This window comes from uncultured Jannaschia sp. (assembly GCF_947503795.1).
Taxonomy (GTDB): domain Bacteria; phylum Pseudomonadota; class Alphaproteobacteria; order Rhodobacterales; family Rhodobacteraceae; genus Jannaschia.
Genome location: NZ_CANNEZ010000003.1, coordinates 118,509 through 131,698, shown reverse-complemented (window position 1 = coordinate 131,698; position 13,190 = coordinate 118,509). Strand labels below are relative to the sequence as shown.

Below are 13,190 nucleotides of genomic sequence, written 5' to 3'. Positions count from 1 at the left end.
ATCCGGGGCGATCACGCCCCGGCCTCCTCGGTGGGGGCGTCGCCATCTTCCTCTTCGGACGTGCCGACCACCTCTTCGGGCGTGACCCAGCCCAGCATGACGCGCGCCGTCATGATCATGTCCTGCGCTTCCTCGAGCGAGACGTCGAAGGGCTCGAGCAGGCCGTCATCCTTGACGCGCTCACCGTTCTCGACCGTGTAGCCGCCGGCCAGTTCCCAGTCGGCGCAGGTCGCGAACTCCTCAAGCGTGGTGACGCCATCCTTGGTCAGCGCCTCGAGCATCTGAGGCGTCAGCCCCTCGAACCCGGCCAGATCATCCTGAAGTCCGGCTTCGCGCGCGGCGGCCATCGCCTTGGCGTTCTGGGCCTCGAGATAGTCGCGGGCCCGGGCCTGAAGCTCGTTGGCCGTGTCCTCGTCGACCCCGTCGATCACCAGCAGCTCGTCGACCTCGACGTAGGCCACCTCCTCGAGATTGGTGAAGCCTTCGGAGACCAGGAGCTGGGCGAAGAACTCGTCGAGATCGAGCGTGTCCATGAAGAGCTTGGTGCGCTCCTCGAACTCGGCCTGGCGGCGCTTCGACTCCTCTTCCTCGGTCAGGATGTCGATATCGAGACCCGTCAGCTGCGATGCGAGGCGCACGTTCTGGCCGCGCCGTCCGATGGCCAGCGACAGCTGCTCCTCGGGGACAACGACCTCGATGCGCTCGGCCTCCTCGTCGATGACGACCTTGGTCACCTCGGCGGGCTGAAGCGCGTTCACGAGGAACGTCGCGGCATCGTCCGTCCAAGGGATGATATCGATCTTCTCGCCCTGAAGCTCGTTGACGACGGCCTGCACGCGGCTGCCGCGCATACCGACGCAGGCGCCGACCGGGTCGATCGAGCTGTCGTAGGAGATCACGGCGATCTTGGCGCGGCTCCCCGGATCGCGGGCGCAGGCCTTGATCTCGATGACGCCGTCATAGATCTCCGGCACTTCCATCTTGAAGAGCTCTTCCATGAACTCGGGCGCGGTGCGCGACAGGAAGATCTGCGGCCCGCGCTGCTCGCGGCGGACGTCCTTGATGTAGACGCGGATGCGGTCGCCCGGGCGGTAGCTCTCGCGGCCGATCTTGTCGTTGCGGCGCAGCACGGCTTCGCCCGCGCCGACATCGACGATGATGTTGCCGTATTCCTCGCGCTTGACGAGGCCGTTGATGATCTGGCCGGCGCGATCCTTGAATTCCTCGAACTGGCGATCGCGCTCGGCCTCGCGGACCTTCTGCAGGATCACCTGCTTAGCCGATTGCGCGGCGATCCGGCCCATGTCGACGGGCGGGATCTGGTCGATCAGCACGTCGCCGAGGCCCGGCTGGATCGACTGGTCGAGTCCTTCGATCATCACCGCGTCGGCCTGGGTCGGCTTGCGCAGGTGGAAGGCGTTCACGACCTTCGAGTCGATCTGCTTGCCCTCTTCGCCGTAGATCGGGATCGTCTTGCGCCCGACGAACAGGTCGTCGCCCTGCGCCTTGATCGTCTGTCCGGCCATCTCGCCGGTCATCTCGGCCTTCTCGTTCTCCAGAAGGTCGTCCTCGACCACGGTGCGGACGCGGGTGAAGGTCGCCTGGCCGGTCTTGCGGTCGATCGAGACCTGCACGTCCATGTCGGCGCCGTAGCGGCTCTTGGCGGCGCGGGCGAGGCTCTCCTCCATCGCCTCGACCACGAGGCCGGGGTCGATCATCTTCTCGCGCGCGACCGCGTCTGCGATCTGCAGGAGTTCAAGCTGGTTCGCGGATGTGATTGCCATGTCAGTCTTCCTCGCCGTCCATCAATGTGGTGACTTCATCGAATTGGGTCTCGTCGATCTGGCCCTTGTCCTTGCGGGCGTTCAGGACCTCTCGGATCAGCTCGTCCGTCAGGATAAGCTTGGCGTCCGAGAGCCAGTCGAATTGCAGTCCGATCACGGGGCGCTCGCCGCCCTGCTCGATCTCGATCAGGACCTCGCCCGCCTCGGTGCCCTGCAGCACGCCCTTGAAGCGGCGCTGGCCGTCGATCAGCTCGGTCGTCTCGACGCGGGCCTCGTAGCCGGTCCAGGTCTCGAAATCCTTCAGCCGGGTCAGCGGGCGGTCGATGCCCGGGCTCGATACCTCGAGCGTGTATTCCTCGACGATCGGGTCCTCGACATCCAGCACCGCCGAGAGCGCGGTCGAGATCTCGGCCAGCGCGTCGACCTCGATCCCGCCCTCGGGCAGGTCGGCCATGATCTGGAGGTTGGCGTTCTTGCCGGACATCAGGCGCAGGCGCACGAGCTCGTACCCCATGTCCTCGATGACAGGGGCCACGATGTCGGCCAGACGCTTGTCCAGCGCGGTCTTGGCGATGAGATCAGACATTCGGTGTCCTGAAACAAAAAAGCGGGCCGTGCGGCCCGCTGTGACGATCGGTGGTGCCCGAGGGCGCCGCTGTTGAGGGGCAGATAGGCGAGCCGTGCGGGGATTGCAAGCGGCCGCGTCGCGCGCCCTACCGGGTCGGCCACTTTCCCCGTCGCCGTGCGGTCCTACCCTTTTGGTCCAGTAGGAGATTTCGCATGCCCGTCCTCACGCTCGCCCTGTCCGACATTCCCGAAGGCGTCCCGCATCAGCCGGGCGACGCGCCGGTCATCCTGATCCGCGAGGGGCGCGAGGTCACGGCGCTCGGCCATCTCTGCCCGCATCTGAACCTGCCGCTGAAGAAAGGCGTCGTGCGGGACGGCACGTTGATCTGCGCGTTCCACCACGCCTGCTTCTCGGCCCGGACCGGTCGTCAGACGCAGCCACCGGGCCATGGCGACCTAAGCCGCTACGACGCGACCGTCGACGGCGAGACGGTCACCGTCACGCTGCCCGACGACGCCGCGTCCCATGCCGCACCCGATCACGCCACAGAAGGTGTCGATCCGACCCGCGTCGTCATCGCGGGCGCCGGGGCCGCCGCCGAAGCCTGCGCCCACGGATTGCGCGAGGACGGGTTCGAGGGCGCGATCGCGATGATCTCGCCCGAGGCGCGTGCGCCCTATGACCGAACGATGCTGTCGAAGGCGGTGTTGACCGGCGCCAAGAACGCGGCCGACCTGACGCTGACGGATGCCGCGGCGCTCGCCGCGCGGGATATTGTCCTGATCCCCGGCAGGGTCGTCGTCATCGAGCCGGGCCGCGTCACGCTGGAGGGCGGCGGCATCCACGCCTTCGACCACCTTCTCGTGGCGCCGGGCGGAACGCCCAACGTGCCCGACCTGCCAGGCATCGACCTCGGCGGCATCCACACCCTGCGCGATGCCGATCATGCCACCGCCATCGCCGAGGCTGCCGGGTCCGCCCGTCGCGCCGTTTTGGTCGGCGGCGGCTTCATCGGCATGGAAGGCGCGCTTTCGCTGGCCAAGCGCGGGCTCGAGGTGACGGTGATCCTGCGCGAGGAGGTGCCGCTGGCCCGCGTGCTCGGCGACCGGGTGGGCCGTGCCATCTGGGCCGAGCACGAGGATGCGGGCGTGCGTTTCGTCACCGGCGCATCGGTCGAGGGCTTCGACGGCGACGGCCAGGTCGAGGGCGTGCGCATCGAGGGCGGCGACGCGGTCCCGGCAGATCTCGTGATCCTCGCCACCGGCGTCCGGCCCGCGACCGACGGGATCGACGGCCTGCCGACCGAGCGTGACGGAGGCGTCGCGGTCGCGGCCGACCTTTCGGTGCCCGGCCTCGACGGGGTCCATGTCGCAGGCGATTGCGCCCGTGTCCCGACGCCCTTCGGCCCGGCCCGGATCGAGCATTGGCGCGTCGCCCAGCAGCATGGTCGCGCCGCCGCCCGCGCCATCCGCGGCCATGCGCCCGAAATCGACATCCCCTTCTTCTGGACGGCGCTGGCCCGGCAGTATCGCTATGTCGGCCACGCGACCGAATGGGACGAAATCCGCTTTGACGGGGACCCGTCGGGCCCGTTCCTCGCGCGCTACATCACGGACGGTCGCGTCATGGCTGCCCTCGCGGCGGGACGCGACGCTGATCTTGCGGCGCTGCATCTCGAGATGGTTGCGGCGGGCGGGCCGCTTCCGGCCTGACCGCAGCACTCAGCCGCAGCGCAGCCCGAAGATCCGCCCCTGCCGGTCGACCAGCACGTTCAGCCGGTCAGGCACGAAATCCATCGTGACGGCCGTGTCCGGCCCGACGACACGGTGGTTCAGGTCCGCGGGCAAGCTGACCGCCGCGATATTGGCCCCCACCAGCGCGCCATACTCGCCGGCGCGGCAGGGATCGTCGGACTCGGCCTCCAGCTGGCAGGCGGCCAGAAGGAACAGGAACGGGATCGTGCGTCGCATGGGGTCCTCCACTCGTTCGTTGCAATCCACCCGGTGATATCCCAGCGTGACAGGCAATAACCGGAGGGGAATTCCAATGCGCACGAAAGCCGCCGTCGCCATCGCCGCGGGCCAGCCGCTCGAGATCATGGACGTCAATCTGGACGGCCCCCGCGAGGGCGAGGTGCTGGTCGAGATCAAGGCGACCGGCATCTGCCACACCGATGAATTCACCCTGTCGGGCGCGGACCCCGAGGGGCTGTTCCCGGCGATCCTGGGGCACGAGGGGGCGGGCGTCGTGGTCGATGTCGGCCCGGGCGTGACCTCGCTCAAGAAGGGCGATCACGTCATCCCGCTCTACACGCCGGAATGCCGGACCTGCGAATATTGCCTGAACCCCAAGACCAACCTCTGCCAGCGCGTGCGTGCGACCCAGGGCCAGGGGTTGATGCCCGACGGCACCTCGCGGTTCTCGACGCTCGATGGCGATCCGATCCTGCACTACATGGGCTGCTCGACCTTCGCCAATCACACCGTCCTGCCCGAGATCGCGCTGGCCAAGGTTCGCCCGGACGCGCCCTTCGACAAGATCTGTTACATCGGCTGCGGCGTCACCACGGGCATCGGCGCCGTCATCAACACCGCCAAGGTCGAGATCGGGTCGACGGCCATCGTCTTCGGCCTCGGCGGGATCGGGCTGAACGTCATCCAGGGCCTGCGACTGGCGGGCGCCGACCAGATCGTCGGCGTCGACCTCAATGCCGACAAGAAACCGATGGCCGAGCGCTTCGGCATGACCGATTTCGTGAACCCTGCCGAGGTCGATGGCGACCTCGTGGCGCATCTGGTCGAGCTGACCGGCGGCGGCGCGGATTACACCTTCGACGCGACCGGCAATGTGGAGGTGATGCGCACCGCGCTGGAATCGGCGCATAAGGGCTGGGGTGAAAGCGTCATCATCGGCGTCGCCCCTTCGGGAGCCGAAATCGCGACCCGGCCCTTCCAGCTTGTCACGGGGCGCGTCTGGCGCGGCACGGCTTTCGGCGGCGCGCGCGGCCGCACGGACGTGCCGAAGATCGTCGATTGGTACATGGACGGGAAGATCGAGATCGACCCGATGATCACCCACACGATGCCCCTGTCGGACATCAACAAGGGCTTCGACCTGATGCATGCCGGCGAGAGTATCCGCAGCGTCGTGGTATACTGATCCGCCCGACCCGGGCTAGGTGACCGGACGACGGGGCCACCGTCCCGACCGTCCGATACAAGGAATTCCACATGCCTTCGCGCGACCGCCCGCTCTATGCCGTCCTGATCGACGCCGACAACATTCCCGCCAAATACGCCTCGGCCGTGATGAAGGAGATCGCGGGGCTGGGCGAGCCGGGGCTGCGGCGGGTCTACGGCGACTGGTCGAGCGGCCAGTTGCGCGGCTGGTCCGACAAGGTGCTGGAGCTGGGCCTCGTCGCGCATCAGGAGACGGCGAACACCAAGGGCAAGAACGCCTCGGATATCGGGCTGGTGATCGACGCGATGGACATCCTGCATGGCGGCCGGTTCGACGGGTTCGTCCTGGTGTCGTCGGACAGCGACTTCACCCGTCTCGCCTCCCGCATTCGCGAAGAGGGGCTCGACGTGATCGGCATCGGCGAGGGCAAGGCGCCCGAGAGCCTGCGCAACGTCTGCAACCGCTTCATCCTGATCGAGAACCTCGTCGACGACGCCCCCGAGCAGGATGGCGCGAGCAAGCCGTCGAAGCGCAAGGCGCAGGACGCGCTGCCGCTGATCCTCAAGGCGATGGAGCGGATGGATCAGGACGACGACTGGTACGCGCTGGGCGCGATCGGATCGCAGATCGTCGCGGCGGTCCCGGATTTCGATACGCGGACCTACGGCAAGCGGAAGCTCTCGGACCTCGTGGGCGAAATCAAGCGGCTGGAGACGCGCAAGGAGGGTACGCAGCTCATGGTCCGTCGCGTCGATTGACGGCAAGGCCGGGGGACGCCCCCCGGGCCCCCGACGGCTTCGGCGCGCGTCATCCGCACAGTCTCGCCTTGCCCGGTCGGGGCCCGCTGGCTAGACCCCCGACCCGAGGAGAGCGCCCATGTCCCTGAACACCTTCGGCCACCTGTTCCGCGTCACGACCTGGGGCGAGAGCCACGGCCCGGCTCTCGGTGCGACGGTCGATGGCTGCCCGCCGGGCGTGGCCGTGCGGGCCGAGGACCTCCAGGTGTGGATGGACGCGCGCAAGCCCGGCCAGTCGAAGCACACCACGCAGCGCAAGGAAGCGGATGCCGTCGAGATCCTGTCGGGGGTGTTCGAGGGCGTCAGCACGGGCACGCCGATCCAGCTGATGATCCGCAACACCGACCAGCGGTCGAAGGATTACGGCGAGATCGCCGAGAAATTTCGGCCGGGCCACGCCGACATCACCTACTGGCAGAAATACGGCGTCCGCGATTACCGCGGCGGCGGCCGCAGCAGCGCGCGCGAGACGGCGGCGCGGGTCGCCGCCGGCGGCGTTGCGCGTGCGGCGCTGGCGGCGCTGGTCCCCGACCTTCGGGTCACCGGCTACATGACAGCGATGGGGCCGGTCGATATCGACCGCGCGCGGTTCGACTGGGACGAGATCGCGCGCAACGATTTCTGGTGTCCCGATCCGGTGGCCGCGGCCAAGATGGCCGACCATCTCGACTGGCTGCGGAAGGACGACCACAACTCGGTCGGCGCGATCATCGAATGCGTCGCGCGGGGCGTGCCCGCGGGTCTCGGCGCACCGGTCTACGGCAAGCTCGACACCGACCTCGCGGCGGCGATGATGTCGATCAACGCCGTAAAGGGCGTCGAGATCGGCGAGGGGATGCAGGCCGCGCGCCTGACAGGGCGCGACAATGCCGACGAGATCTCGATGGGGCCGGACGGGCCGGTTTACAGCTCGAACCATGCGGGCGGTGTCCTCGGTGGCATCAGCACCGGGCAGGACGTCGTCATCCGCTTTGCCGTCAAGCCGACATCGTCGATCCTGTCCGAACGGCGCACGATCACCAAGTCGGGCAAGGACACGACCATCGTTACCAAGGGCCGCCACGACCCCTGCGTCGGCATCCGGGCCGTGCCCGTGGCCGAGGCGATGATGGCCTGCGTCCTGCTCGACCATCTGCTTCTGCATCGCGGTCAGGTGGGGGATGCGGGCGGTCGGATCGGCTGAGTTCCGCCCGCCGTTCTTGAATAACATCAGACGCATGCGATCATCCAGCGACACGATCGCCGTCGGAGATGTCCCATGCGTGACCTGCTGATCCTCCTGTCCCTTCTGACCCTCGCTGCGGCGCCGGTGCGGGCGTCCGAGATCGACCGGGGGCGGGCCGCGGCGCAGGTCTATTCGGATCTGGCCGATGCGCGTCGGGCCGGGTGGAAGCGGTTCGGCGGACCCGCGGCCCTGATGGGGCAGCACTATTTCCTGCCCACGCGCGCGGACCTCGTCACCGGCCAACCGCTCGACCCCGCACGTCCGAGCAACCTGCTCTATGCCCAGATCGGCGGGCGGCAGGTGCTGGTCGGCGCGGCCTACAACTACAGGCTCGCGGCCGGCGAAATGCTGCCGGAGGGCTTCGCGGGGTCGCGCGATGTCTGGCACGTGCACGACGTCGCGCGGTTCACCGCCAACGTCACGCTGGATCGCCCGCTCCTGCGCTGGGCGGCGGCGCGGTTCGTGGCGCCCGAATTCGTCGGATCGGACGGGGTCGCGCGCGACCGGCTCGCCATGGTCCACCTCTGGACCATCCCCAATCCGGACGGGGCCTTCGCCAGCCACAATCGGGCGCTGGCCTATCTGCAGTTGGGCCTTCCGACCGAATGGGCGGCGGGGGCGTCGAAATCGGCGGCGCTGGGGTTGGCGCTGGCGGCCGAGGACGGCTGCGCGGTGGAAATCGACACCGATGCCTGGATCGCGAACCTGTCGCGGGCGACGAAGCGGCGGCTGCACTCGGCCTGTCGTCAGGCGGTGGATTACATGCGCCCGCGTCTTGGGTCGAAGTCGAGCGCCAACGCGGCGGGCGAGGCGGCGTGGGCGGGGTTCAGCCGGGTCCGCGACGAGGCTCTGACCCCGGCCCAGAAGCTGCGGATCGCGTCGATCGTGGATGACGGGCCGGGATTGCTCTGCCGCTAGGTCCGGCGCAGGCGGCTGAGCTGCACCGCGAGAATGCCGAAGGTCACGATCAGGACGCCGACGATGTCGAGGGGGCCGAGCTGTTCGGACAGAAGGGCCCATGCGATGACCACGCCGAAGAACGGGTTGAGGAAATGGAAGGTCGCGGCGGGCGTGGCCCCGATGCGCGCGACCAGGAGGAACCAGATGAACGTCGCCGCGAGGCCGGGGATCAGGGTCGTATAGGCGAAGGCGGCGATCAGGACGGGTGACCACGTCACGTCCCACGTCTCGAGCGCGAGGCCCACGGGCAGGAGCGCCAGCGATCCCACGATCATCTGGAGCCCCACCACCATCATCAGGTTGCCTCCGCCCGAGGCGCCCCGGACCGACAACGTCGCGACCGTCAGCGCGACCACCCCGAGGATGCAGAGCGCGATACCTGTGAGGTCCGCGCCACCCTGAAGGCGCGTTCCCATGATGAGGACGACGCCGAAGGTGCCGCCGAGGAGGCCCATGACACCCAGAAGGCGCGTGCCTTCGCGGAAGATCACCCAGTTCGCCAGCGCCACGAGCAGGGGCAGCGCCGAGGCGATGATGGCCGCGAGGGATGCCTCGATCCATTGCATCGCGACGAAATTGAGCCCGAGATAGAGCGCGTTCTGGCAGATGCCGAAGATCACCACCGCCCGCCATTGCGCCGCCGTCAGGCGCATCCGCTGGCCCATGAGGTAGGCCAGAGCGATCCCGAGGACGCCCGAGATCGCGAAGCGCAGCGACAGCGAGAGGAGCGGCGGGGCCTCGGCCACGATGATCCGCGCCGAGGTGAAGGCCGAGGACCACATCAGCGCGAAGGCGAGGCCGTAGAGAAGGGCGCGAAGGTCCATGCCCCGCGTCAGACCGCATTCGCGCGGGCCCGACAAGATGCGAGGTGCCTTCGGACGCAAAAGGGGCCGCCCGTGGGCGACCCCGTCGTGATGCGTGTCGTATCGGGCGGCAGGGCCCGGCCCGGATCAGGCGTTCACGGAATCCTTGAGCGCCTTGGCGATCGTCATCTTCACGACCTTGTCGGCGTCCTTCTTGAATTGCTCGCCCGTGGCGGGGTTGCGGACCATCCGCTCGGGACGCTCGCGGCACATGATCTTGCCCACGCCGGGAAGCGTCACGGCGCCGCCGTTCGAGACCTCTTCGGTGATGATGCCGGTGATGGCGTCAAGAGCACCGGAGGCGGTCTTCTTGTCGGTGTCCATCTTTTCGGCGAGCGCAGCGACGAGCTGCGTCTTGGTCATCGGTTTGGTTGCCATCTTGAGGCTCTCCCTATTTCCCAGGTGGGCGTTGTTGTGGCGCGACCATAACCCTCCCGCGCGCCCCGTCACAAGAACGTGTGTGGGGCGATCACCTGCAAAACAGGGGTTTTCCGCCTTAAAGGAAGGCAGTTTCCTCGAAGGAGCGCAGCTTTCGGCTGTGCAGGCGGGCCAGCGGCATCTCGCGCAGCGCCTCCATCGCGCGAATCCCGATCAGGAGGTGGCGGCTGACCTGCGTCTTGTAGAACGCCGACGCCATGCCCGGCAGTTTCAGCTCGCCATGGAGCGGCTTGTCCGAAACGCAAAGAAGCGTGCCGTAGGGGACGCGGAAACGAAAGCCGTTGGCCGCGATCGTGGCACTTTCCATGTCGAGCGCGACGGCCCGCGACTGGCTGAGTCGCTGGACGGGACCCGCCTGCTCGCGCAGCTCCCAGTTGCGGTTGTCGATCGTGGCCACCGTTCCCGTCCTCATCAGCCGCTTCAGGTCGTAGCCCTCGAGCTGTGTTACCTCGGCCACGGCGTCCTCGAGCGCGACCTGTACCTCGGCCAGCGCGGGAATCGGCACCCAGACCGGCAGGTCGTCATCGAGGACGTGATCTTCGCGCAGATAGGCATGGGCCAGCACGAAATCGCCGAGCGACTGGCTGTTCCGCAAGCCCGCGCAATGCCCGACCATGAGCCAGACATGGGGGCGGAGCACCGCGATATGGTCGGTCGCGGTCTTCGCGTTGGACGGCCCGACGCCGATGTTCACGAGCGTGATGCCGGCCTGCCCCTCGCGCGTCAGGTGATAGGTCGGCATCTGCGGCATCTTCGGCGGATCGACCATCGGCGCGTCGGGATCATCCGCGGTGATGCGCTGGCCCATCGGGCCGACCAGCTCGGTATAGCCCGAGGCGGGGTCGCGCAGCGCCTCGCGCCCGTAGGCGAGGAACTCGTCGACATAGAACTGGTAGTTCGTGAAGAGGACGTGGTTCTGGAAGTCCTCGGGCGCGGTCGCGGTGTAATGCGACAGGCGCGCCAGCGAGTAATCCACCCTCTGCGCGGTGAAGGGCGCCAGCGGCCGCGCGCCGTCGCCGAAGGTGAAGCCGGTGCCGTTGACGATGGCGTCGTTGGTCGTCCCGAGGTCGGGCACGTCGAACACGTCGCGCATCAGGAAGGGCAGCACGCCGTCCTGCGGCACGTTGACGTCAGAATCGTTGAGCACGGCGAAGTGGATCGGGATCGCCGTGTCCGACCAGCCGACCGAGACGGGGACGTCGTGTGAGGTCATGAGCAGGTCGATCTGCTGCGTCAGGTAATGCGCGAAGAGGTCGGGCCGCGTGATCGTCGCCGCATAGCGCCCAGGCTCGGCGACATGGCCGAAGGACAGGCGGCTGTCGGTGCGCCCGAAGCTCGTCGTGACGACGCGGATCTCGGGGTAGTAGGCGCGGTAGCGGCAGTCGGGCATGCCCTCGGACACCGCCTCCTGGAACATCGCCCGAAGGTAGCGCGTCGCCTCGTCGTAGAGGTCACGGAGGCAGGCGACGGCGGCGGCGGCATCGGTGAATTCGCGGTGCGGCCGGTCGTCGGGGGAACAGATTCGGGTCAGGTCGTTCATGCGGTCTCGATAAGGTCGGTCAGTTGAAATTGCGTGACATCCACGAGGCCCAGATCGCTGATCCGAAGCTCGGGGATGACGACGAGTGCGAGCAGCGAATGCTGCATGTAGGCGTTGTTCAGGGTGCAGCCCGCGTCGCGCATGGCCTGCATCAACGCGTCGGCGCGGGCGGCCACTTCGGCGGCGGGGCGATCGGACATCAGGCCCGCGATCGGCAGTTCGACCAGCGCGCGCTCGGTGCCGTCGGCAAAAAGCGTCACGCCGCCGCCCACCTCGGCCAGACGGTTGGCCGCCCGCGCCATCTCGTCGGGGTCGGTGCCGACGACGATCATATGGTGGCTGTCATGGGCCACGGTCGACGCCATCGCCATGCGGCCTGCATATCCGAAGCCCGACACCAGCGCGTTGGTCACGCCACCCGTCGCGCGATGCCGCTCGACCAGCGCGATGCGGCAGGTGTCGCCCTCGGGCGCGAGGGCCCCGTCCACTACCGGGACCGATCGGGTCAGCGCCTTGGTCGGGGCCTGGTTCTCGACCACGCCGATCACGCGGGCGGTCACCTCGTTTGCGCCCGCGGGCGCGGGGATCGCGAAATCCTCCGCCCTCAGGTCGCGCTTCATGTTCACCGTGGACCGCGCGTCGTCGGGCCAGTCGAGATGGGGGCAATCGGCGATCAGGACGCCGTCCTTGGCGACCGTCCGTCCGAGCGCGATCACATGCTCGATCGGCAGATCGGTCAGGTCCGAGGTCAGGATCAGGTCCGCCCGGCGCCCCGGCGTGATCGACCCCAACTCGCGCTCGAGCCCGAAATGCGTCGCCGTGTTGATCGTGCACATCTGGAGCGCCACCAGGGGATCGCAGCCGCACGCGATCGCATGACGCAGCACGCGGTCCATATGCCCGTCATTGACCAGTGTCGCGGCCATGCAATCGTCGGTGCAGAGGATGAAATTGCGCGGATCGAGGCCCTTCTCGGTGACGGCGGTGATCTGCGTCTCGACGTCGTACCAGGCGCTGCCCAGCCGCATCATCGAGCGCATCCCCTGCCGGACCCGCGCGATGGCGTCCGCCTCGCAAGTACCCTCGTGATCGTCGGCGGGGCCGCCCGCGGCATAGGCATGGAAGGCGGGACCGAGATCGGGTGAGGCGTAATGCCCGCCGATGGTCTTGCCCGCCGCCGCCGTCGCGGCCATCTCGGCCAGCATTTTCGGGTCGCCTTGTGCCACGCCGGGGAAATTCATCATCTCGCCCAGCCCGACGATACCGGGCCAGGTCATCGCCTCGGCCACGTCCTCGGGCCCGATCTCGTGGCCCGTCGTCTCGAGCCCTGGGGCCGAGGGCGCGCAGGACGGCATCTGCACGAACATCGAGCACGGCTGCATCCGCGCCTCGTCATGCATCAGCCGCACGCCCCTGAGGCCCAAGACATTGGCGATCTCGTGGGGATCGGTGAACATGGCGGTCGTGCCGTGCGGGATCACGGCGGCGGCGAATTCCGCAGGCGTCAGCATCCCGGATTCGATGTGCATATGCGCGTCGCACAGACCGGGGATCACGTAGCGCCCGCCCGCGTCGATCACCTCGGTATCGGGGCCGATGCAATGGCTCGCATCCGGGCCGACATAGGCGAAGCGGCCGCGCGCGATGGCGACCTGCCAGTCGAGGATCTCGCGGGTGTGGACGCAGGCGACGCGGCCGCCCGTGACGACGGTATCGGCATGCTGCCGCCCGGCGGCGACGGCGATCAGATCGGCGGCCGCCTCGGGCCAGGACGGGAGGGTCTCGGGTGTCATGGCGCAGGGTGTCATGGCGATCGGGAGCGTGCAACCGGGCGG

The 13,190-nt window shown here is 68.1% G+C and carries 12 protein-coding genes; 5 read left to right on the top strand and 7 right to left on the bottom strand.

Translation table 11 applies throughout. From position 1 onward, the window contains the following. Positions 1–11: 11 nt before the first annotated feature. On the bottom strand, positions 12–1,784 hold the full coding sequence (gene nusA / locus Q0833_RS16065) for a transcription termination factor NusA (protein ID WP_298437322.1): 1,773 nt from the start codon (positions 1,782–1,784) through the stop codon (positions 12–14). A gap of 1 nt (position 1,785) precedes the next feature. Beyond that, on the bottom strand, positions 1,786–2,370 hold the full coding sequence (gene rimP / locus Q0833_RS16060) for a ribosome maturation factor RimP (protein WP_298437319.1): 585 nt from the start codon (positions 2,368–2,370) through the stop codon (positions 1,786–1,788). A gap of 194 nt (positions 2,371–2,564) precedes the next feature. Here rimP and Q0833_RS16055 point away from each other — a divergent pair, with 194 nt between their 5' ends. Beyond that, positions 2,565–4,064: an FAD-dependent oxidoreductase gene (locus Q0833_RS16055; protein ID WP_298437316.1), complete on the top strand. Its 1,500-nt coding sequence runs from the start codon at positions 2,565–2,567 to the stop codon at positions 4,062–4,064. Positions 4,065–4,073: 9 nt separating this feature from the next. Here the strand turns inward: Q0833_RS16055 and Q0833_RS16050 are convergent, their stop codons facing one another. Next, complete coding sequence (locus Q0833_RS16050; protein ID WP_298437313.1) at positions 4,074–4,322, bottom strand: I78 family peptidase inhibitor; 249 nt, start codon at positions 4,320–4,322, stop codon at positions 4,074–4,076. A 76-nt stretch (positions 4,323–4,398) separates the two neighbouring features. Between Q0833_RS16050 and Q0833_RS16045 the strand changes: the two genes are divergently transcribed. From Q0833_RS16045 to Q0833_RS16030, 4 genes are all read left to right on the top strand, one after another. After that, on the top strand, positions 4,399–5,511 hold the full coding sequence (locus Q0833_RS16045) for an S-(hydroxymethyl)glutathione dehydrogenase/class III alcohol dehydrogenase (RefSeq protein WP_298437310.1): 1,113 nt from the start codon (positions 4,399–4,401) through the stop codon (positions 5,509–5,511). Between the two features lie 71 nt (positions 5,512–5,582). Then, on the top strand, positions 5,583–6,290 hold the full coding sequence (locus Q0833_RS16040; RefSeq protein ID WP_298437307.1) for an NYN domain-containing protein: 708 nt from the start codon (positions 5,583–5,585) through the stop codon (positions 6,288–6,290). A 118-nt stretch (positions 6,291–6,408) separates the two neighbouring features. Beyond that, a complete protein-coding gene (gene aroC / locus Q0833_RS16035; protein WP_298437304.1) occupies positions 6,409–7,512 on the top strand; it encodes a chorismate synthase in 1,104 nt (367 codons plus the stop codon). Between the two features lie 75 nt (positions 7,513–7,587). Further along, complete coding sequence (locus tag Q0833_RS16030; RefSeq protein ID WP_298437301.1) at positions 7,588–8,472, top strand: hypothetical protein; 885 nt, start codon at positions 7,588–7,590, stop codon at positions 8,470–8,472. Here the strand turns inward: Q0833_RS16030 and Q0833_RS16025 are convergent. From Q0833_RS16025 to Q0833_RS16010, 4 genes are all read right to left on the bottom strand, one after another. Then, positions 8,469–9,338 carry a DMT family transporter gene (locus Q0833_RS16025; RefSeq protein WP_298437298.1) on the bottom strand — a complete coding sequence of 290 codons (870 nt, stop codon included), beginning with the start codon at positions 9,336–9,338 and terminating at the stop codon, positions 8,469–8,471. The two genes, Q0833_RS16030 and Q0833_RS16025, sit on opposite strands and share 4 nt — an antisense overlap. A gap of 126 nt (positions 9,339–9,464) precedes the next feature. Beyond that, positions 9,465–9,755: an HU family DNA-binding protein gene (locus tag Q0833_RS16020; RefSeq protein ID WP_298437295.1), complete on the bottom strand. Its 291-nt coding sequence runs from the start codon at positions 9,753–9,755 to the stop codon at positions 9,465–9,467. 118 nt (positions 9,756–9,873) lie between these two features. Further along, positions 9,874–11,355 carry an AMP nucleosidase gene (locus Q0833_RS16015; protein WP_298437292.1) on the bottom strand — a complete coding sequence of 494 codons (1,482 nt, stop codon included), beginning with the start codon at positions 11,353–11,355 and terminating at the stop codon, positions 9,874–9,876. Next, positions 11,352–13,148, bottom strand: coding sequence for an adenine deaminase (locus tag Q0833_RS16010; RefSeq protein ID WP_298437289.1), 1,797 nt, complete (start codon positions 13,146–13,148; stop codon positions 11,352–11,354). Before Q0833_RS16010 ends, Q0833_RS16015 begins: the two co-directional genes overlap by 4 nt. Between the last annotated feature and the right edge of the window lie 42 nt (positions 13,149–13,190).